This window comes from Klebsiella electrica (genome assembly GCF_006711645.1).
Lineage (GTDB): Bacteria > Pseudomonadota > Gammaproteobacteria > Enterobacterales > Enterobacteriaceae > Klebsiella > Klebsiella electrica.
Genome location: NZ_CP041247.1, coordinates 3,930,574 through 3,951,279, shown reverse-complemented (window position 1 = coordinate 3,951,279; position 20,706 = coordinate 3,930,574). Strand labels below are relative to the sequence as shown.

Below are 20,706 nucleotides of genomic sequence, written 5' to 3'. Positions count from 1 at the left end.
GCTAAGAACGGAACTGTACCCTACTTTTTCTTTAATAGCTGCGTTTCTATCATGCGGGAATGTTCACTGATGAAAGGAGTTGCCCATGTCTGTTCCCGCCTTGTCTCTGCACGCAGGCGTCCCGCTTGCACATCTGTCCGCCCGCATTCAGGCCGCTGTTCAGAAGGCGCTGGATGAACGCCGTCTGGTCGGCGCCGTGGTCCTGGTCGCCCGCGACGGCGTGCTTCTTCACCGCCAGGCCGCTGGCTGGGCCGACAGCGAAAGCCGTCGGGCAATGACCACGGATGCTATCTTCCGTCTGGCATCGGTGAGCAAGACCATCGTCTCAACGGCGGCGCTGGTGCTGGTGGCTCAAGGTCGGCTCAATCTGGATGACGCTCTCGAACGCTGGTTGCCCGAGTTCAGACCACGGTTAGCCGACGGCCAGCCTGCGCGGATCGCCGTATGGCAATTGCTGAGCCACACCGCAGGGCTGGGCTATCGCTTCTTCGAGACGGATACCCGGGGGCCCTATGCGCGGGCCGGCGTGTCGGACGGTATGGATATGTCCGGTATTAGCCTTGCGGAGAACCTGCGCCGTATCGCCAGCGTGCCGTTGCTGTACGAGCCAGGTACGAGCTGGGGCTATTCACTGGCAACCGATGTGCTGGGGGCCTTGATCGAACGGGTGTATGGCGAACCGCTTGATATCGCCGTACATCAGCTCGTGACCGGCCCGTTGGCCATGGCGGATACCGGCTTTATCGCGCGGGATGCGCAGCGCGTAGCGACCGCTTACGTGAACGATGAACCTCAGCCGCACCCGCTGGCGGAAGGGGAAATCGTTTCGCCCTTCGACGGGGTGGTCGGTATTCGCTACAGTCCTCAGCGCATCTTCAATCCGCAGGCATTTCCTTCGGGCGGCGCGGGCATGGCGGGAACGGCCGAAGACTTTATGCGCCTGCTGGAAGCCCTGCGTCAGGGGCAGGGGGCGATTTTGCCCAACGAACTGATTGCGGAAATGGCGCGCGAGCGGACAACGAATATGGCGCTGCCCAATGTACCGGGCTTCGGCTTTGGGCTGGGATTTTCGGTTCTGCGCGATCCGACTCTGGCCGCCTCACCTGAATCAGAAGGCACCTGGCGTTGGGGAGGCGCCTATGGCCACTCATGGTTCGTGGATCGCGCGCAGGGGCTTAGCGTCGTCGCTTTCACCAACACCCTGTATGAAGGCATGTCGGGGCGCTTCGTCACCGATCTGCGCGATGCGGTCTACGGCGCTCCGGGGGCTGAGCGATGAATTCGACGATGCAGGAACCTATGCCCGTCGCATCGCTGCTGGCGCTTGCGATGGCGGCTTTCATTACCATTCTGACCGAAGCGCTGCCGGCTGGCCTGTTGCCCCAAATGGCGCAAGGCCTGGCCGTCAGTGAAGCATGGGTCGGCCAGACGGTCACTGTCTATGCCATCGGCTCTCTGGTGGCCGCCATTCCGCTGACCGCCGCCACTCAAGGCGTCCGTCGCCGGCCGTTGCTGCTGGCCGCCATCGCGGGTTTCGCTATCGCCAACCTGGTGACGACGCTCTCCGCCAGCTATGCGCTGACCATAGTGGCACGTTTCCTGGCAGGCGTGTCGGCGGGGCTACTATGGGCGCTGCTGGCGGGCTATGCGGCGCGGATGGTGCCTGACGCTCAGAAGGGCCGCGCCATCGCTATCGCGATGGTGGGTACACCGCTGGCGCTGTCGCTGGGCGTACCTGCCGGTACTTTGCTCGGCAATTTGCTGGGATGGCGCATGTGCTTTGCCATCATGAGCCTGATGGCGCTAATGCTGATGGTCTGGGTGAGACTGAGAGTGCCGGACTTTGCGGGGCAGCCCGCGGGCAAACGTTTCTCGTTGCGCCAGGTGTTCAGCCTGCCGGGGATTCGCCCGGTGTTGTTCGTCGTGCTGGCCTTCGTTCTTGCGCATAACATCCTTTATACCTACATTGCGCCATTTCTGATGAGGGCGGGAATGGCGGAGCGCACCGATGTGGTGCTGCTGGTTTTTGGCATGACCTCGCTATTCAGCATCTGGGTTGTCGGCGTGCTGATCGACCGGTACCTGCGCGCGCTGACCCTGGCAAGCACGGTCTTATTCGGCCTGGCGGCATGGCTGCTGGGGATAGCGGGCGGCGATCCCATCGCGGTCTACGCGGCGGTAGTGATGTGGGGTGTGGCTTTCGGCGGGGCGGCGACCTTGTTTCAGACCGCGCTGGCGAGAAGTGCGGGCGAGGCTGCCGATATGGCGCAGTCCATGCTGGTTACCGCCTGGAATGCGGCGATTGCCTGCGGCGGGACTGTTGGCGGCTTGCTGTTAGAGAGTCTCGGCGTAGAGGCATTCTCTCCTGCGCTGCTGGTGCTGTTGCTGGCTACGCTCCTGGTGGCGTGGTCTGCCAGGCGTCACGGTTTCCCCGCTTCAGCGGCATGAGACAGGAGAGAAGCGCGGCATCCTGACGGTGTAAAACCGCTCACTTTATCCGCGCAGATATCCCTCATGTGCCATAAACGAGACCTGGATCAATACGATGCCATGATGAAAGTCGCATAAATCAGCCACTATTGTCGTTTCCAGATGATAAATTAGCGGGCGACCAGCCGCGCTAAGCTTAGCGCCGGTCTGGTCGCGTGGCTCTCATGCACCGTTTATTGTCCGGAATGCGTCCTGGCTAGCTGCGCCATCTCTTTCTCTAAACGGTCGAGGCAGTCAGCGCGAATATCCGCCGGTGATGCTGCGCCTGTCAGAGTCATCGTCACCTTCATATCTTCAGCATACAGGCGCAGCAGGTGTGCAACGCCAGCTTCTCCTGCCGTCGCCAGCGCATAAATATATGAACGTCCCAGCAGTACCCCTTTCGCGCCAAGGGCAAGCATCCGGATAACGTCCACCCCGGAACGCACCCCGGAATCGACCAGAACCGTGAGGTCATCGCCGATGGCATCCACCACCCGGGGCAGCGCCCTGGCCGTTGGGATTGCGCCATCAAGCTGCCGGCCCCCGTGGTTAGAAACCACGATGCCATCAGCGCCCAGACGGACGGCATTCTTTGCATCCTCAGGGTCAAGGATGCCCTTGATAATCAACTTCCCTTTCCAGCTGTCGCGTATCCACTCCAGATCGTGCCATGCAATGGAGGGGTCGAAGTTATTGCTTATAAACCCCATATAGTCGTCCATCGTCATCTTGTGTCCGGTGTAGGCTTCAATGTTGCCAAACGACAGGGGTCTGCCAGCCAGCCCAACGTCTATGGCCCAGCGGGGATGGGTACAGGCCTGCAGGTATTGTCTCAGGGTGGCGCGCGGTCCGGACATCCCCGAGCGATTATCGCGATAGCGCGAGCCGGGGATGGGCATATCGACGGTGAAAACCAACGTTTTCATCCCTGCGGCCCACGAGCGTTCGAGGGCATTGCGCATGTAACCGCGATCTTTAAGTACGTACAGCTGTGACCAGAGTTCACCGGAGGCATGCTGTGCAACTTCTTCAATCGGGCATACCGATACCGTGGAAAGAGTATACGGGATGCCAGCGTCGGTTGCGGCGCGCGCCGCTTTGACTTCACCGCGCCGTGCGTACATGCCAGTGGCTCCGACAGGGCCCAGCGCGACCGGCATTGCCCATGACGTTCCAAGGATATTCGTCGTCAGCGTCGGGTCGCCAACACCGCAAAGCACCCGCTGACGCAGCGCAATTGAGGCGAGTTCAGTTGAGTTCGCGTGCATGGTATTTTCTGCTACCGCGCCGCCGTCAATATAATCAAACAGAAATCGAGGAAGACGATGACGGGCGGCCTCACGATAATCGGCGGGTGCTGAAACGATCATTTTTCTTTCCTTATGGGTCTTAACTAAGTTTATGTTCTGCAAGCAGAAAGACTATAGGCCCAATAAAATGAGGGGGAAAATGAAATTTTAGAATCCCGGTCATGCAGAAAGGGAATAACCTGTTTTTTTTAACGCTGTTGATTTTCCTGATGAAATATTTCTGGTGAAAATGCGTTCATTCGTTGACAGCAATATTTGCTAGTGAAATAACAATCTCGCTCTTGGGTTTTACTCTACGATTGTGTATTGTCCGGACGACATCTTACTTTCAATTTCACTACCCATAATGAATGGTGACCCTTTATCGGGTTGTTTAACAATGACGTTAATGAGGACAATAATGAGAGTCCTCATTATATTAATTCTTCAGGAATATGCTGGTTTGAACGTTTTCGTGCATGAAGCGGTGCAAACAGGCTAAAGGGTAGAAAATATGACTCTGCGTTCATTACAGGCATTGTGTCTGACGAGTTTTTTTATTGCCGATGTTCGTGACGGACTGGGACCTTTTCTCGGCATTTTTCTGACCCAGCATCACTGGCAACCGGATGATATCGGTTTACTGATGACCGCCGGCGGCATGGCAGGATTGCTGGCGACGCTGCCCGCAGGGTTCATCACCGACGCTTCGCAGAACAAGCGTCTGATGCTGGCGCTGCTCTGCGTCATCATTACCGGGAGCACACTTTTGCTCTGGTTCAGTCAGGGAAACGGCGTTGTCGCACTCTCGCAAATCGTCAGCGGCATATGCGCGGCTTTTGTCGGCCCGCTTATCACCGGCATTACGCTGGGTCTGACGGGGCAAAACGGCTTCAGTGCACAGATGGGCAAAAATGAGGCCTTCAACCACGCGGGAAATTTCGCCACGGCATTGATTGCCGGAGGGATCGCCTGGCGCTGGGGGATTGGCGGTATTTTCATCTTAATGGCCTGTACGATGTTATTAACCCTTGTTGCCTTGCTGGCTATACGCCGCGGCGATATCGATAACCAGGCGGCGCGAGGGCTGGAGTTGACGGATACCCCACAGATCCCCGACTTCTCGGTACTGACCAAAAACACCGCGCTGTTGATTACCGGATTGACGCTGCTGCTGTTTCATCTGGCGAATGCGGCGCTGCTGCCGATGCTCAGCATGCGAATTGCCTCCGCTCCCGGCGCCATCAACCCCGGGCTGTACGCTGCGGCCACGGTGATTATTTCTCAGGCGGTCATGATCCCGGTGGCAATCTGGACCGCCGGACGAATCGATAAATATGGATACTGGCGATTGATTATGCTGGCTCTGCTGATTATGCCGGTCCGCGCGGCGCTGGCGGCAAGCACTGCGGCACCGTTGATGATGGTGCCGGTACAAATACTGGATGGCTTAGCGGCCGGTGTGCTGGGCGTGGTGGTGCCGAGTTTCATTGTGGCGCTGCTGCGCGGAAGCGGGCACGTCAATGCCGGCCAGAGCGTGGTGATGCTGATGCAGGGAGCTGGCGCGGCCATGAGCCCGGCGCTGACAGGGATGATTGCCGGTCATTACTCGTTTGCCGCGGCCTTCAGCGTCCTGAGCGTTATCGCCCTGGCGGCGCTGATTATCTGGTGGCGTAATGCGCCGACGCTCTGCACATCGATAGTCACGCCCACCCGGTCATACGATTGATCCCGGAAGCGGCGAGCCCGTGCGGGCGCTGTTCCGTCTCCGGGCGGCATCAATCCTGACCTGTCCTTTCGCGCCGGGGGAGCGACCCGCATCCCGGCGCCGTCAAGGGCGGTCGGCGCGCTTTGCTGGCGTCAGCGCTAGCTGACGTACAGCGCTATCAGCGCCACCGTTGCCGGGAGAGCCTGCACATACAGTATTTTCCGACTGGCGGTTGCGGCGCCGAACAGTCCGGCAATGATCACGCAGATCAGAAAGAACGCTTTAAACTCAAACCCGCTCTGCGCACTCCAGAGTCCCCACAGCAAACCGGCGGCCAGAAAACCGTTATACAGGCCCTGATTGGCTGCCATCACCCGGGTCTCGCGGGCAAAGTTTGCACTGAGGCTGAATGCTTTGCGTCCGGTCTTACTCTCCCACAAAAACATTTCCAGGATCAGAATGTAGATATGGATGGCGGCGACGATAAAAATAAGCGTATTGGCTAACACGGTAGTCCTTATTCAGGTTAGAGCACAGGGAACCCAGGTAAAACCCGCTTTTTATCGCGTGTTTTACCGTTTATATCAAAGAATAGCCGCATCACCCTGGCTATGTTGGAAATTCGGCCTGGAGAATGTCTCCAGGGTGATCATGCGCTGGCTGTTGAGGGGAATTTACAGGATGGGAACGAAACCGTTAATACTTTCTTTGGATGGACAAGAGGCCATCCCTCTGAATACGGTGTCCGGGACGCTGGGTCACCTCGGTATTGATCTCCGCGCGCTCGCGAATTCAGGAATGTGCAGTTTTGATCCGGGCTTCAGCAATACCGCCGGGTGTGAGTCGGCCATTTCCTATATCGATACTGAGAATAGCGTCCTGCTGCACCGTGGCTACCCGGTGGATCAGCTTGCCAGGCAGTGTGAATTTCTGGAAGTGGCGTACATTATGCTGCACGGAGAGGCGCCCGATGAGGAGAGCTATCAGGCCTTCCGGGAAAAAATTACCCGCCACACCCTGGTGCATGAGCAGATGTCGAAAATGTGCAGCGGATTTCGTCGCGACTCCCATCCGATGGCGCTGATGTGTGCCATGGTGGGCGCGCTGGCCGCTTTCTATCACGATGTGCTGGACGTCGAAAATCCCGAGCATCGTGCGCTGGCCGCCACCCGCTTGCTTTCCAAAATGCCGACGCTTGCGGCGATGAGCTATAAGTTTTCCATCGAGCAACCCTCGGTCTACCCGAGAAATGACCTCTCTTACGCCGGGAATTTCCTGCATATGCTGTTTGCGATTCCTGCGGAAAAGTACCAGGTGAACCCGGTTATCGAACAGGCGTTGAACCAGATTATGGTGCTCCATGCCGATCACGGGCAGTGCGCGTCGACCACCACGGTACGAGCGGCCGGCTCCTCCGGAGCGAATCTCTTCGCCTGCGTGGCGGCCGGTCTGGCGTCGATGTGGGGGCCAATGCACGGCGGCGCCAACGAGGCCAGTATGCAAATGCTGGGGGATATTGAGAGCGTCGAACAGGTCCCGGCGTTTATCAGCAAGGTAAAAAGGGATCCCCTGGCTTTCCGTCGGCTGGGCTTTGGCAACTCGCGCTACAAATATCTCGATCCCCGGGCGGCCATTCTGCGCGAAACCTGCCATAAAGTGCTGGCGGAGCTGGGCATGTCGGATCGGCTGCTTCAGGTGGCAATGGCTCTGGAAGAGGTGGCGCTCCACGATCCTTACTTTGTTGAGAATGGACTTTCGCCGAGCGTTGATTTCTATACCGCCGTGATCCTGAAGGCGATGGGACTCCCTTCGTCGATGTTTGTCGTCATGACCGCGGTGGGACGCACGCTGGGTTGGGTCGCGCACTGGAACGAAATGCACGAGTCGCCGCTGAAGATTTACCGCCCACGGCAGATTTACACCGGAGAAGCGGCGCGGGATTACGTTTCGCGTCGCGGGATAAAATAAGGACATGCCTAGTCCGGCGATGAAAGCCATTGCCGGACTTTCCACTGGCGAGGCAGGACCCGGTGCGGTTAGCCGAAGAGGCGTCGCTATGCTACCTGAAACACCGCCAGTGGCGCGTTTCAGAATATCCGCGCAAGCGAAAGCGCAGAGGCGCTGGCCTTTACAGGAAGATTAAATGGAGATGAAGTTTATATATCTGTGTTATCCGGATTATTTGAAACGGCAATCCACAGCAGGGACAGAGAAAATAAAGCCAGCGCGGCGACGGAACCGATAATTCCGAGATAAATGAATACTGTCATCAACATAGTGTGACCTTCGGTGTGGTTAATCTGTGTCGGTTATATTTTTTTACAATCGAAAACGCTCTTCCAGGGCATTAATCGCATCGGTAAGAGTGGGTCTCCGGCGGACCAGCGCTGTCTGCCTCTGGGTTTTTCCGCAGTCCTGCAGGTGCACTGCCCCTGATAATGAGCGGACCAGCGTTCCTGATAATCGCTCTGACCGGCGGTCGCTGGATAAAGTTCCCGTCAAGAATCTATTTTGCTGTCATAAACATTCCCGGGACAGACCGAAGACCAAAAAATAAGTAGGCAATGGGGTGGCAGCAGGAATAAGTTACTGATTAAGTTGTCAGTAACGGTAAGTATGTGCATAGTTTTATCGGCAAAAAATACGGTAAAAAAACGGTAAAAAAATAATGCTTGCTAATTGCTGGCCTACATGCGTTAATGACTTCAACGGTTTGAGTCTTAAAAATTATCTGCAGTAGTTTCTGGAATTTTCTCATCACATTTATCTTCTGATATCTCCTTTTGGGTATTTTTCTCTTCGATAAGTTTTTTTGCAGGCCAGAGATGCCCTTGGGGCAAATTAAAAAAACGAACAACATATCTCAGACAATCACTACAATAAGTCATGATTAAGCCGGTGAAAAACCTCAGGTTAATCATGCAGAGAATGGTCGCAAAAGAAAGCGTATTCTTTGCCTGCTGTTCAGTACGGTGATTTCTGCACTAACCTTGAAAACCAGCGATCGGTTTTCAGCAGAGTATCACCTGTGGTCCCTGCGGTAGTGAATGTTGTCACACATAAAGGTTAACATCATGACTGAATACATTCATTTCAGATGCCCGTGTTGTCATGGGTCACAATACAGAACATCGCATTACGATGTGACGGAAAAAAATCCCTTTGGCGCAAAATGTATCTTTTGTAAAACATCAATGGTTACATTTGATAATATTGCTCCTTACATTTCCAGCGGCACGGCGACAATGACGTGTCAGAAATAACGCAAGGGCCCCGGACGGGGCCTTTTCTTTTTTCATCCCGTAATGCATGGCATAGCCAGCATTATGCTTGCAGCCAGGTGGTAGACTCATGAAGAAAGTCATCGTTTTTTTCAATGCATTACCGGCGGTTGTCGCAAAGATAGTACCGGGCGTAACAACAATATTACGTGAGTATCCTGACGGCGAACAAAAACAGCTGCAGATCATGTCTGCGGAATTTCCTTCCTTGACGGGCGATCATCGTATTGTGCACGTTGCCTCCGATCGCGATTTAACATCAGCCGAGATTCAACACGCGGCGGGAAAACTGTTGTCATAGCGCGGCGATGACCGGTGGCCGGCGGCAAGATGAGTCAGGCTTTATGCCGCGCCGACAGGGGCGACAGCATGATTTAACCGGTTAAGATCCTGTGAGCGCCTATAATTTAAAGGCGTGTGTTGCTAGCTGAGGTAAAGTTGTATGATTACGCACCCGGAAGTTCGCCGCTGGGCATCGGTCATGCTGACCTCCGCTTTACGCGGAGAGATGTCCCAGGAGGAAATATTGAAGCAGGTTCATATGATTTGTGAGAATCATGGTTCAGCGTGTCTGGAAGATGTTATCGATGAAATTTTAATTGAGGCGGGTCGTATTGGCTCAGGGCATAGCGACGGCACGTTTTATCGACATTGAGCCTGAGCATTAAAAGGCTATTGTGAAAGATCCTTTTTCATCGGAGATGGTCAGCTCTTTGCTTTCCGCCGCCCATACCATCTCCTGATTCTTAGAGCTAAAATAAGACCCGCGCATAATTTTTTCGTCGCCAAAATCAAATGTGATCTCAACAGGATGAACGGTGATATCAATCATATAGAGATGCCCATTGACATAACCTTTTACGCTGGCGGTGATTTGTTTTCCAATCCCGATATCGGTACGACAATTTTGAGCGTGAATTGTTGAGTTTCCAGTCATTTCTTATCTCTTGTTTGTCTGTAATCATTCGATATGAATGAACATTACCATATCTCATTCATCATATTAGAGTTAAATTAAGACTCATGCTATTTATCTTATTTTTATCGGGTTTTCTGCATTTAATAGGGCGATTGGGCTGTTTTTAGTGAAAACCCCTGAAACATAGCGATTAAAACCGCGATAAATTACCCACGATGGCCATTTCCCGGTATGTTTAGTGCTGTATGTTTTTCAATCGGCTAGTGGTATGATAGACCACATTCATTCAGCGGGTAAGATCTATGTCATTCTTCGACAACGCAATGAAGCGCTTGAGTTCCACCTCTGAGACCACGGTAACCTGTCCGGAATGCGGGCATAAGTCACGGCAGCCTGTTAACAAAATAAAGCATGGCGCGGCATTATTGTGTCCGCGCTGCAAGTCGATGTTTATCGTCACTAAATAATGTTTTCACCTCTCCCGTCACGCCCCTGGCGGGGTCGTGACGGATGTGGTTGCCGCCCGGACTTCAGTGTCAGAACGGACTTCGGCCAGTCGCAAGGTGCCCGGCCGATTCAGGCATGCGAGAGCGTCGGGAACATGAGCTTACGTTCCTTAAAGATATTTTCTTTTGCCGTATAGATGAAAAGAAAATCATCAATTTCAATCTTTTCGTATTCGCCCACGCGATCTTCCGTAGGGGTAAAGCCTAAAATAACCTGGCGGGTATGCTGCGCCGCAAGTTCATTCACGATCTTCGTCAGCGAACTCTCGCTGTCACAGAAAATATCAAAACAGAGCAGGGCATGATCGTTTTGCATGGCGATCGCCACGGCATTATTATTCTCCGAATAATAGACGAAGTGCTTCATAAACGCCGAGCAGTAGAACATCAACAGGCCGAAGTTATTGCGTGCCGAGAGGCGAGAAAATGGGTTGGATTTCTGATAATAGTATTTGAGGATATTCACATCGCTCTCTTTGTCCATATCCAGCTTGCGAAAATCTCCGGCGACAGGCGTAACCGGCAGGGCGTACTGGTACTCGTCGGTTTGTTCAAAGCCGAATTTGGGATAGAAATCAACGGTTGTGGAGTTCGCGAAGAGAAAAATACCGTCGGCCTGCTCCTGCCAGTCAGCCAGAATATGGTTAATCAGCTGGCTGGCCAGCCCCTTCTCGCGATGATCGGTGGCGGTCATCACGGTCCCAATCTGGATATAGCGCCGCGGCTGCCCCTGCCACATCAGATCGATAATGTTAGCCGACGCATTGGCAATGACTTTATTATGTTCGACAAATGCATAAGGAATATAGGACTCGCTCCAGTAGCCTTTTTTGTACCACTCTTTAAAAGAGAGGTCGAAGGTCTTAATTGCCAAATTAATGAAGCTGTTTCTTAACACATCATCATGGACAACCTGCTTGACTAATTTGTATTTCATTGGCCTGTATTCCTTTTTATAAGTTCTGAGACCCGACATGGCGACTACCAGTTTAATAGCAAAAATATTGGCTCATTTATAGCGTTGAGTATGAACTTTTCCTGATGTTTGTACAGTTTGTCCCGTCAGCGGTTTCTCAGGACGTTGGCTCGGTCACAGTACGCCGGGCCGGAAGGGGAGGCGGCCGACGAATGCGCTGAGCGATGGCCCGCGACCGCTATCATTTTTGCGGCCTCATTTTCCGATATCAGTCTCACCGGTAAAACTTATTCGCGCTGAGATTTAATTTCTATTAACTCTCACCTTTTTCACTCAGTACAAACTTGAAAATATATTTCGCATTGCGAATAGTTAAGCTGCCAGCTTAAATAATGAAAAGTTTAATCGATGCAACTCAGCATCGTGAATCGCGCCGTCCGCTTTATCTGCTGACGCCGGGGCGGAAGTGTCTACCCGGTCTCAATGGTAACAACAGTGATGAGGTCATCGCCGCGATTCTCGATGTGACCCCCGCCCGTCGCTAAGGCCGGAACCGATGAAAGAGCGCCAGCGGTTTGATGAGATGGCGCAGCGCCAGGGCGGACGGCAGAAGAGCTTATCGCCGGGCAGATGTCGATGGTGGCGTATCGTCTTTGGCCTGGGATCGAGTCCTTCTCCACCACCCTACCTACAGCCTGCATAATTTTATCGCTGGCGGCAGGAGAGGCGAAGAGTCCGGTGGCGAGCGCTTACTCATTACGCGTTCCTCCTGTCGCCGATAATCACGTGGTGACGACTCCGGCAGCCACAGCGGGCGGTATCGTCACCTTGCGTCTCTTGTGGCAGCGGCGAAAAATATCCCGCGCGGGAGGCCAGCGTCAACGGCAAAGGGAGAATGACAAGTCTGGACACAGAAAAACCTGGCAGAGTGGGAGAAACGGCCCGTTTTTATCATTAAGAATATGATCGGGGGTGGAGCTATTTTGTTTAATTATGGATAATGGCGGCGCGAGTAAATAAACATAATGTCTGTCAGTTTATTCTCAACAAAATATTTCCGGAGTCAGCCATCATGATACCGGCAGCGCTTGCTCCGGTATTAGGTTTTTCCGGCTTATGATGACGGGTCAGCAAGTGGATATATTAACGCAAGAAGGAATGCCTCGATGGCCAATAAACACTGGTCAATCACCGAACGCCTGCACCAGACGGTAACCAACCCTAATGTGATCATCCGCGGCAGTCACAGCTACTACAGCGACTGCTGGGATCGCGGGTTTGAACGTTGCGTGGTGCGCTACCTGCACGGCGATGCCGTTAGCGAAGGGTGGGAGCCCTTAGGCCATGTCGATAAGCTCTTTATTGGCAATTTCGTCTGCATCGCGCCGGAAGTGGTGATCCTGATGGGCGGCAACAGTACGCATCGGATGGACTGGGTCAGCCTCTATCCGTTTGTATCGTGCGTCAACGAAGCCTACCAGCATCGTGGCGATACCGTGCTGCAGGATGGCTGCTGGATTGGCATGCGGGCGATGATTATGCCGGGCGTCACGATTGGCGAGGGCGCCGTGGTGGCGGCGGGTGCGGTGGTCACCAAAGACGTACCGCCCTATAGTGTGGTAGGCGGAAATCCGGCCACTTTTATCAAGCACCGTTTTCCTGAGCCCGACATTGCGCGGCTGCTGAAGCTGAAGCTCTATGAATTAGAGGAAGAGACGCTGTTGACTCTGCAACCGCTGCTGTCGAGCCCGGATATTAGCGCGCTGGAACAGGCGGTGGCACGGCATCGGCAGGAGCGCCGTTAACTTGGCGGCAAGCGCGCCATGTGGGGTTTGCGGATCTGCTGCGCGGCGACGGCGGGGGAGTCCAGATAACCGGCTTTACCGCCGCCGAAGAAAGCCTCTTTTAATCGGCGAGAGTACCGCGGCCAATGATGCAGCAGGCGATTTTTGGGAAAAAATAGTGCAGATGTTAATAAAGTATTGCCGGTTTTGTTTAGAGGTAAAAACTGGATATTAGAAATAAGTGCAGAATGATATAACGCGATCAAGGTAATGACCCCTATCATAAACAGGGCGGGGGAATGTGCTATCATCGCGCCTTTCCCTTTTCGTTTCGGGCTCTTTTTATGCAACAACCTGTTGTTCGCGTGGGAGAATGGCTGGTTACACCCTCTGTTAACCAAATCAGTCGGAAGGGGCGTCAGCTTACTCTTGAACCGCGCTTAATCGATCTGTTGGTCTTCTTTGCCCGTCATCCTGGTGAAGTGCTCAGCAGGGACGAGCTTATTGATAATGTCTGGACACGTAACGTGGTGACCAGCCATGTCGTCACGCAGAGTATTTCCGAGCTACGTAAATCGTTGAAAGATGGCAACGATAGTAGCCCAGAATATATTGCGACGGTACCAAAGCGCGGCTATAAGCTTACGGTGCCGGTGATCTGGTGTACGGAAGAGGGGGAAGAACCGGCGATGGCGATCCCGTCCGCGCTCCCCGTAGCAACGCCTGAGCTGACGACCCTGGCGCTCTCGGTCGCCGGGGTTGAGCAAGGCCAGGCGCCGGTCGTAAAACCGGAGAAGCGCCGACGTATCACGACCTTTTGGGTATGGGTGCTGTTCCTGCTGGCGCTGGGGAGCTGCGTGGCCCTGGTTGCGCTGTCGACGATCGAATCGCGGCCACCGGTGAATAAAGCGCGCTTGCTGCTGAACCCGCGCGATATCGATATCCACCTGCTGAAAGGTAATTCCTGCACCAACTGGGTATCGCAGCACTCGTATGCGGTGGGCTTAGGCAGCCTGGTGACCACGTCGCTCAACAGCTTCTCGACCTTTATGGTGCACGACAAAACCAACTACAACATTAATGAGCCGAGCAGTTCAGGTAAAACGCTGACGATTGAGTTCGTCAATCAGCGGCACTATCGCGCGCAGCAGTGCTTTATGTCTGTGCAGATGGTGGATAATGCCGACGGTTCAACCATGATGGATAAACGTTATTTCATCACCAGCGACAACCAACTGGCGATCCAAAACGATCTGCTGAACAGCTTATCGGAGGCCTTAAAGCAGCCGTGGTCGGAACGTATGCAGACGATGCTGAAACAGTATCAACCATCGCACAGTACGGCGCTGACGCATTTCTACGAGTCGCATCAGTTATTAATGAACGGCGATGTCGATTCATTAGGTAAGGCCAGCGCGCTGCTTGATGATGTGATTAAAGACTCGCCCGAGTTTTCTTATGCCTATGCGGAAAAAACGCTGGTGGATGTATTACGTCATTCGCAACAGCCGTTAAATAAAGAGCAGCTCGGCGCGCTGTACGCTGAAATCTCCCGGGTCGGCGATATGCCGGGGATCAAAGATACGGCGGTCTTTTACCAAATTAAAACAGTGGATTTGCTGGGCCAGGGCAAAGTCGATGAAGCGTATAACGCGATTAATACCGGAATCGATCTTGAGATGTCGTGGATGAATTACGTGCTGCTGGGTAAAGTCTACGAGATGAAAGGAGAGAACCGGGAAGCGGCCGATGCTTATCTGACGGCATTTAATTTACGTCCGGGCGAGAACACCTTTTACTGGATTGAAAATGCGGTCTTCCAGACTTCCGTCACCCGCGTTGTACCTTACCTCGATAACTTCCTCTCTTCAGAATAAATAAACCCTCACCATACTCAGGATATTGCGCGTGGTGAGGTTAATTTTATGTTTCTCATGAGCACCCTGATTGTTATATGTGTTTAACGCGTAAATCGCGGGGTGCAACACAAAATCAACACACGCTCTTTAACGTAACTACTTGTAAATAAACAGTGTTTATCTTTTTATGATATCAACATGTCATCCTGATATGTTAATTGAAAAAGGTCAAAATATCATTTGTCTGATGTTTGTAGTTATTTCACTTTATCTTTAGGACTTATCGCGTACTAATCCGTAATCTGGTTGGCAGTTGGTCGGGTCAATAAAAGTTTCATCATCATGATCTGTACCGCAAAATAAACTCAGGAGAAAAGAAAGCATGAGTTCTGCCAAGAAGATCGGGCTATTTGCCTGTACCGGTGTCGTAGCCGGTAATATGATGGGGAGCGGTATTGCATTATTACCTGCAAACCTCGCTAGTATCGGTGGTATTGCCATATGGGGGTGGGTGATTTCTATTATTGGCGCGATGTCTCTGGCTTATGTTTATGCCCGGCTGGCGACCAAAAATCCGCAGCAGGGTGGCCCTATTGCCTACGCGGGTGAACTATCTCCGGCGTTCGGTTTCCAGACCGGTGTCCTTTATTATCACGCCAACTGGATCGGTAATCTGGCCATCGGGATTACCGCCGTCTCTTATTTATCAACGTTCTTCCCAATTTTAAATAACCCGGTGCCGGCAGGCATTGCCTGTATTGCCATCGTATGGATATTTACCTTCGTGAATATGCTCGGCGGGACCTGGGTTAGCCGTCTGACGACGATTGGCCTGGTGCTGGTGCTTATTCCGGTCGTCATGACCGCAGTGGTCGGCTGGCACTGGTTTGATGCCGCAACCTATCAGGCGAACTGGAACACCTCCAGAACCACGGACAGCCACGCGGTCATCAAAAGTATCCTGCTCTGCCTGTGGGCCTTCGTCGGGGTAGAATCCGCCGCCGTCAGTACCGGGATGGTGAAAAACCCGCAACGTACCGTGCCGTTGGCTACCATGTTGGGCACCGCGATGGCCGGTATCGTCTACATCGCCGCGACGCAGGTTATCGCCGGTATGTATCCTGCCTCGCAGATGGCCGCCTCCGGTGCGCCGTTCGCGATCAGCGCCTCGACCATTCTCGGCGGCTGGGCTGCGCCGGTAGTGTCGGCCTTCACCGCCTTTGCCTGCCTGACGTCTCTCGGCTCCTGGATGATGCTGGTGGGCCAGGCCGGCGTACGTGCCGCTAACGACGGTAACTTCCCGAAAGTGTACGGTGAAGTGGATAACAACGGTATTCCGAAAAAAGGTCTGCTGCTGGCTGCGGTGAAAATGACTGCGCTGATGGTGCTGATTACCCTGATGAACTCCACCGGCGGTAAAGCTTCCGACCTGTTCGGTGAATTGACCGGTATCGCCGTCCTGCTGACCATGCTGCCTTACTTCTACTCCTGTGTTGACCTGATTCGCTTCGAAGGCATCAATGTACGCAACTTCGTCAGCCTGATTTGCTCCGTACTGGGCTGCGCGTTCTGCTTCATCGCCCTGATGGGAGCAAGCTCCTTCGAACTGGCCGGTACCTTTATCGTCAGCCTGATTATCCTGATGTTCTACGGCCGCAAAATGCACCAGCGTCAGAACAACGACAACTCCGCTGATAGCAACACCGCCAGCGCGCATTAATCAGCAACCCTATTCCTGAGGCTCCTTCCATCACCTGTCACAACGTGGCGGGAGGGGCTTTCTTTATCTGGAGATTTGACTATGAACGTTATCGCAATCATGAATCACATGGGTGTCTACTTCAAAGAAGAACCCATCCGTGAACTGCATCGCGCCCTTGAACGCCTGGACTTCCGTATTGTCTATCCGAACGACCGCGAAGATTTACTGAAACTGATCGAAAACAATGCCCGTCTGTGCGGGGTGATCTTCGACTGGGATAAATACAATCTCGAACTGTGCGAAGAGATCAGCAAGCTGAACGAATATATGCCGCTGTATGCTTTCGCTAACACCTACTCCACGCTGGACGTCAGCCTCAACGATCTGCGGATGCAGGTACGCTTCTTCGAATATGCGCTGGGGGCCGCCGATGACATCGCCGATAAAATCAGACAGAACACCGATGAATACATCGATACCATTTTGCCGCCGCTGACCAAAGCGCTGTTCAAATATGTGCGTGAAGGTAAATACACCTTCTGTACCCCAGGCCATATGGGCGGGACCGCCTTCCAGAAAAGCCCGGTCGGCAGCATCTTCTATGATTTCTTTGGTTCAAACACCATGAAATCCGATATCTCGATTTCCGTTTCTGAACTGGGTTCCCTGCTGGACCACAGCGGCCCGCATAAAGAAGCGGAAGAGTATATTGCGCGCGTCTTTAACGCCGAACGCAGTTACATGGTGACCAACGGCACCTCAACGGCGAACAAAATCGTCGGCATGTACTCCGCACCAGCTGGCAGCACCGTACTGATTGACCGTAACTGCCACAAATCGCTGACTCACCTGATGATGATGAGCGACATTACGCCAATCTACTTCCGTCCGACCCGTAACGCTTACGGCATCCTCGGCGGTATTCCGCAGAGTGAATTTCAGCACGCCACTATCGCCAAACGGGTAAAAGAGACGCCGAACGCCACCTGGCCGGTACACGCGGTGATCACCAATTCCACCTACGATGGTCTGCTGTATAACACCGACTTCATCAAGAAAACGCTGGATGTGAAATCTATCCACTTTGACTCCGCGTGGGTGCCTTACACCAACTTCTCGCCAATCTATGCCGGTAAATGCGGGATGAGCGGCGATCGCGTGGAAGGGAAAGTGATTTATGAAACCCAGTCCACGCACAAACTGCTGGCGGCGTTTTCTCAGGCTTCGATGATTCACGTTAAAGGCGCTGTCAACGAAGAGACCTTTAACGAAGCCTACATGATGCACACCACCACCTCTCCACACTACGGCGTGGTCGCCTCGACTGAAACCGCCGCGGCGATGATGAAAGGCAATGCCGGCAAGCGGCTGATCGATGGCTCTATCGAACGTTCCATTAAGTTTCGTAAAGAGATCAAACGTCTGAAAGGCGAATCCGAAGGCTGGTTCTTCGACGTCTGGCAGCCGGAACATATCGATGGCCCGGAATGCTGGCCGCTGCGTTCCGATAGCGCATGGCACGGTTTCAAAAACATCGATAACGAACACATGTACCTCGACCCGATCAAAGTCACGCTGCTGACGCCGGGGATGAAGAAAGACGGCACCATGGATGAGTTCGGTATTCCGGCAAGCATCGTGGCGAAGTATCTCGACGAACACGGCATCGTGGTGGAGAAAACCGGTCCGTACAACCTGCTGTTCCTGTTCAGTATCGGTATCGACAAAACCAAAGCGCTGAGCCTGCTGCGTGCGCTGACCGATTTTAAACGTGCCTTCGACCTGAACCTGCGCGTGAAAAACATGCTGCCGTCGCTGTACCGCGAAGATCCTGAATTCTACGAAAACATGCGTGTGCAGGAACTGGCGCAGAACATTCACAAACTGATTACGCATCATAACCTGCCGGAGCTGATGTTCCGCGCTTTCGAAGTGCTGCCGACCATGATGATCACGCCGTATGCCGCGTTCCAGAAAGAGCTGCACGGTCAGACCGAAGAGGTGTATCTCGAAGAGATGGTGGGGCGCGTCAACGCCAACATGATCCTGCCGTATCCTCCGGGAGTGCCGCTGGTTATGCCGGGAGAAATGATCACCGAAGAGAGTCGTCCGGTACTGGAGTTCCTGCAGATGCTGTGCGAAATCGGTGCCCACTATCCGGGCTTCGAAACCGATATCCACGGCGCTTATCGTCAGGCGGATGGTCGCTACACCGTGAAAGTGCTGAAAGAAGAAAACAACAAGTAATTGAAGCTCCTGGGAAGTGGCGGGCCACTTCCCTTTTTTCATTGCCGGGTGGCGCTGCGCTTACCCGGCCTACGATCCGCATGTCGGCCCGTGCGAGCAACGCGCCGCCGGGCAAATTTGACAGACCGCAGGGAGACCTCATGAAAACACCCTCACAACCGCGTGCGATCTATTACATCGTCGCGATCCAAATCTGGGAATATTTCAGCTTTTACGGCATGCGTGCCTTACTCATCCTCTACCTCACCCATCAGCTTGGCTTCGATGACAGCCACGCCATCAGTCTGTTCAGCGCTTACGCTTCTCTGGTTTACGTTACCCCCATTCTCGGCGGCTGGCTTGCCGACCGCCTGCTCGGCAATCGCACGGCGCTCATTGTCGGCGCGCTGTTGATGACGCTCGGCCACGTCGTGCTGGGCGTTGAATCGGATGCAACCTGGAGTCTGTACCTCGCGCTGGCGATCATTATCTGCGGCTACGGCCTGTTCAAATCCAACATCAGCTGCCTGCTGGGTGAACTCTACGCTGCTGACGACCCTCGCCGCGACGGCGGTTTCTCGCTGCTGTACGCTGCCGGGAACGTCGGCTCCATCGCGGCACCCATCGCCTGCGGGATGGCGGCGCAGTGGTATGGCTGGCATATCGGTTTTGCGCTGGCGGGGATCGGCATGTTTATCGGGCTGCTGATTTTCCTCAGCGGCCATCGCCATTTCAGCCACACCCGCGGCGTCGACAAACAGGCGCTGCGTACGGTGAAATTTGTTCTGCCGACCTGGGGCTGGCTGGTGGTCATGCTCTGCGTGGCGCCGGTGTTTTTCACCCTGCTGCTGGAAAATAACGGCGCTGGCTATCTGCTGGCCATCGTCTGCGTTTTCGCCGCCCAAATGGTGGCGCGCATTATGGTGAACTCCCCGCAGTACCGTCGCGCGCTGTGGCAAATCGTACTGCTGATGCTGACCGGCACGCTGTTCTGGGTTCTGGCGCAGCAGGGCGGTAGTTCGATCAGCCTGTTTATCGATCGCTTTGTTAACCGCCAGCTGTTCGCCATTGAGGTGCCGACGGCTCTCTTCCAGTCGGTAAACGCCGTTGCCGTGATGGCGGCGGGCGTGGCGCTGGCCTGGCTGATGCGCCCGGAAGGCAGCACGCGATCGGTGCTGCGCGTGTGGCTGAAATTTGCTTTTGGCCTGCTGCTGATGGGCTGCGGGTTTATTGTGCTGGCCCTCAACGCACGTCACGGTGCGGCGGAGGGGCAGGCATCGATGGGCATGATGGTGGCCGGCCTGGCGCTGATGGGCTTTGCCGAACTGTTTATTGACCCGGTAGCGATGGCGCAGATCACCCGCCTGAATATGCCGGGCGTGACCGGGGTGCTGACCGGCATTTATATGCTGGCGACCGGGGCGGTGGCCAACTGGCTGGCGGGTATCGTCGCGCAGCAGACCACCGAGTCGCAAATCAGCGATACGGCGATTGCCGCGTATCAGCACTTCTTTGCCCAGATGGGCGAATGGACGCTGGGCAGCGTGGCGGTCATTGTCGTCGTCGCCTTCGCCGCCGTGTTCAGCGTTGGCAAACGCCGCGCGGCTGCCGGTGAACTTCCCTGAGGCGGCACCGGGCTTACCGGGGCGACAACATCATGCCGCCCGGTAGCCAGGTAGCCCGGCTAAGGCGTTTACGCCGCGAGCCGGGGAGGGCCCGAACGCAGCGTCGCCTCCGGGGTCAGCATCCCCGACACTGGAGCCAGGTAGCCCGGCTAAGGCGTTTACGCCGCGAGCCGGGGAGGGGCCGAATGCAGCGTCGCCTCCGGGGTCAGCATCCCCGACACTGGCGCGAAATCCGCTCCTTGCACCGTTTACTGAATAGCGGGAGGATATTCTGGCAGGTAATGAAGCCGAAGATAAAAAACTGTTACGTAAGCAAAGACTGAGTGAAATCAGCCGCAACCGAAGCCAGGACCATGAAGATTGTTCTCCGGAATCAGCGCCGGAACAGGGCGCGCCGGAGAGTGGCCTGGGGCAATGTA

Annotated in this window: 21 protein-coding genes; 14 read left to right on the top strand and 7 right to left on the bottom strand. The window is 54.4% G+C overall.

From position 1 onward, the window contains the following. The first annotated feature begins 85 nt into the window (after positions 1-85). Entirely contained in the window at positions 86-1,279 is a 1,194-nt protein-coding gene (locus Electrica_RS18880; protein WP_141965169.1) for a serine hydrolase domain-containing protein, read from the top strand. Then, positions 1,276-2,448: an MFS transporter gene (locus tag Electrica_RS18875; protein WP_141965168.1), complete on the top strand. Its 1,173-nt coding sequence runs from the start codon at positions 1,276-1,278 to the stop codon at positions 2,446-2,448. Before Electrica_RS18880 ends, Electrica_RS18875 begins: the two co-directional genes overlap by 4 nt. Before the next feature lie 215 nt (positions 2,449-2,663). Here the strand turns inward: Electrica_RS18875 and lldD are convergent, their stop codons facing one another. After that, positions 2,664-3,842, bottom strand: coding sequence for an FMN-dependent L-lactate dehydrogenase LldD (gene lldD / locus Electrica_RS18870; RefSeq protein WP_100685995.1), 1,179 nt, complete (start codon positions 3,840-3,842; stop codon positions 2,664-2,666). A 433-nt stretch (positions 3,843-4,275) separates the two neighbouring features. Between lldD and Electrica_RS18865 the strand changes: the two genes are divergently transcribed. After that, the gene (locus Electrica_RS18865; RefSeq protein ID WP_141965167.1) at positions 4,276-5,490 is read left to right on the top strand and encodes an MFS transporter; all 1,215 of its coding nucleotides are present in this window, start codon (positions 4,276-4,278) and stop codon (positions 5,488-5,490) included. Between the two features lie 137 nt (positions 5,491-5,627). Here Electrica_RS18865 and Electrica_RS18860 read toward each other — a convergent pair whose 3' ends face one another. After that, the gene (locus tag Electrica_RS18860) at positions 5,628-5,978 is read right to left on the bottom strand and encodes a DUF1304 domain-containing protein (RefSeq protein ID WP_100685997.1); all 351 of its coding nucleotides are present in this window, start codon (positions 5,976-5,978) and stop codon (positions 5,628-5,630) included. A 172-nt stretch (positions 5,979-6,150) separates the two neighbouring features. Here Electrica_RS18860 and Electrica_RS18855 point away from each other — a divergent pair, with 172 nt between their 5' ends. Further along, positions 6,151-7,437, top strand: coding sequence for a citrate synthase (locus Electrica_RS18855; RefSeq protein WP_100685998.1), 1,287 nt, complete (start codon positions 6,151-6,153; stop codon positions 7,435-7,437). 188 nt (positions 7,438-7,625) lie between these two features. Here the strand turns inward: Electrica_RS18855 and Electrica_RS29370 are convergent, their stop codons facing one another. Further along, the gene (locus tag Electrica_RS29370) at positions 7,626-7,739 is read right to left on the bottom strand and encodes a YnaM/YnfT family protein (protein ID WP_407081239.1); all 114 of its coding nucleotides are present in this window, start codon (positions 7,737-7,739) and stop codon (positions 7,626-7,628) included. An 804-nt stretch (positions 7,740-8,543) separates the two neighbouring features. Here Electrica_RS29370 and ymcF point away from each other — a divergent pair. The 3 genes from ymcF to Electrica_RS18840 all read left to right on the top strand — a co-directional run bounded on the left by ymcF (position 8,544) and on the right by Electrica_RS18840 (position 9,405). Then, positions 8,544-8,732, top strand: a complete 189-nt coding sequence (gene ymcF / locus Electrica_RS18850) for a cold shock small protein YmcF (protein ID WP_100686000.1) — start codon at positions 8,544-8,546, stop codon at positions 8,730-8,732. 88 nt (positions 8,733-8,820) lie between these two features. Beyond that, on the top strand, positions 8,821-9,051 hold the full coding sequence (locus Electrica_RS18845; RefSeq protein ID WP_100686001.1) for a hypothetical protein: 231 nt from the start codon (positions 8,821-8,823) through the stop codon (positions 9,049-9,051). A 141-nt stretch (positions 9,052-9,192) separates the two neighbouring features. After that, positions 9,193-9,405: a hypothetical protein gene (locus Electrica_RS18840; protein ID WP_004858906.1), complete on the top strand. Its 213-nt coding sequence runs from the start codon at positions 9,193-9,195 to the stop codon at positions 9,403-9,405. Positions 9,406-9,414: 9 nt separating this feature from the next. Here the strand turns inward: Electrica_RS18840 and Electrica_RS18835 are convergent, their stop codons facing one another. Then, positions 9,415-9,687, bottom strand: a complete 273-nt coding sequence (locus Electrica_RS18835; protein WP_100686002.1) for a hypothetical protein — start codon at positions 9,685-9,687, stop codon at positions 9,415-9,417. A 284-nt stretch (positions 9,688-9,971) separates the two neighbouring features. Between Electrica_RS18835 and Electrica_RS28960 the strand changes: the two genes are divergently transcribed. Further along, positions 9,972-10,136: a YnfU family zinc-binding protein gene (locus tag Electrica_RS28960; RefSeq protein ID WP_224742492.1), complete on the top strand. Its 165-nt coding sequence runs from the start codon at positions 9,972-9,974 to the stop codon at positions 10,134-10,136. Between the two features lie 109 nt (positions 10,137-10,245). Here the strand turns inward: Electrica_RS28960 and Electrica_RS18830 are convergent, their stop codons facing one another. Beyond that, positions 10,246-11,112: a GNAT family N-acetyltransferase gene (locus Electrica_RS18830; RefSeq protein WP_100686003.1), complete on the bottom strand. Its 867-nt coding sequence runs from the start codon at positions 11,110-11,112 to the stop codon at positions 10,246-10,248. Between the two features lie 371 nt (positions 11,113-11,483). On the opposite strand from Electrica_RS18830, the gene Electrica_RS28475 reads away from it, so the two are divergent. Continuing rightward, positions 11,484-11,636: a hypothetical protein gene (locus Electrica_RS28475; protein ID WP_167686211.1), complete on the top strand. Its 153-nt coding sequence runs from the start codon at positions 11,484-11,486 to the stop codon at positions 11,634-11,636. A 211-nt stretch (positions 11,637-11,847) separates the two neighbouring features. Here the strand turns inward: Electrica_RS28475 and Electrica_RS28470 are convergent, their stop codons facing one another. Then, positions 11,848-12,003, bottom strand: coding sequence for a hypothetical protein (locus Electrica_RS28470; RefSeq protein ID WP_165457116.1), 156 nt, complete (start codon positions 12,001-12,003; stop codon positions 11,848-11,850). A gap of 254 nt (positions 12,004-12,257) precedes the next feature. On the opposite strand from Electrica_RS28470, the gene Electrica_RS18825 reads away from it, so the two are divergent. Next, the gene (locus Electrica_RS18825) at positions 12,258-12,896 is read left to right on the top strand and encodes a CatB-related O-acetyltransferase (protein WP_131047559.1); all 639 of its coding nucleotides are present in this window, start codon (positions 12,258-12,260) and stop codon (positions 12,894-12,896) included. Here Electrica_RS18825 and Electrica_RS18820 read toward each other — a convergent pair. Continuing rightward, positions 12,893-13,186, bottom strand: a complete 294-nt coding sequence (locus Electrica_RS18820; protein WP_141965166.1) for a hypothetical protein — start codon at positions 13,184-13,186, stop codon at positions 12,893-12,895. The two genes, Electrica_RS18825 and Electrica_RS18820, sit on opposite strands and share 4 nt — an antisense overlap. A 33-nt stretch (positions 13,187-13,219) precedes the next feature. On the opposite strand from Electrica_RS18820, the gene cadC reads away from it, so the two are divergent. From cadC to dtpD, 4 genes are all read left to right on the top strand, one after another. Next, positions 13,220-14,752, top strand: a complete 1,533-nt coding sequence (gene cadC, locus Electrica_RS18815; RefSeq protein ID WP_131047561.1) for a lysine decarboxylation/transport transcriptional activator CadC — start codon at positions 13,220-13,222, stop codon at positions 14,750-14,752. 364 nt (positions 14,753-15,116) lie between these two features. Beyond that, positions 15,117-16,454, top strand: coding sequence for a cadaverine/lysine antiporter (gene cadB, locus Electrica_RS18805; protein ID WP_141965165.1), 1,338 nt, complete (start codon positions 15,117-15,119; stop codon positions 16,452-16,454). A gap of 81 nt (positions 16,455-16,535) precedes the next feature. Next, positions 16,536-18,683: a lysine decarboxylase CadA gene (cadA, locus tag Electrica_RS18800; protein ID WP_141965164.1), complete on the top strand. Its 2,148-nt coding sequence runs from the start codon at positions 16,536-16,538 to the stop codon at positions 18,681-18,683. Positions 18,684-18,823: 140 nt separating this feature from the next. After that, positions 18,824-20,287: a dipeptide permease DtpD gene (dtpD, locus tag Electrica_RS18795; RefSeq protein ID WP_141965163.1), complete on the top strand. Its 1,464-nt coding sequence runs from the start codon at positions 18,824-18,826 to the stop codon at positions 20,285-20,287. The last annotated feature ends 419 nt before the right edge of the window (positions 20,288-20,706 follow it).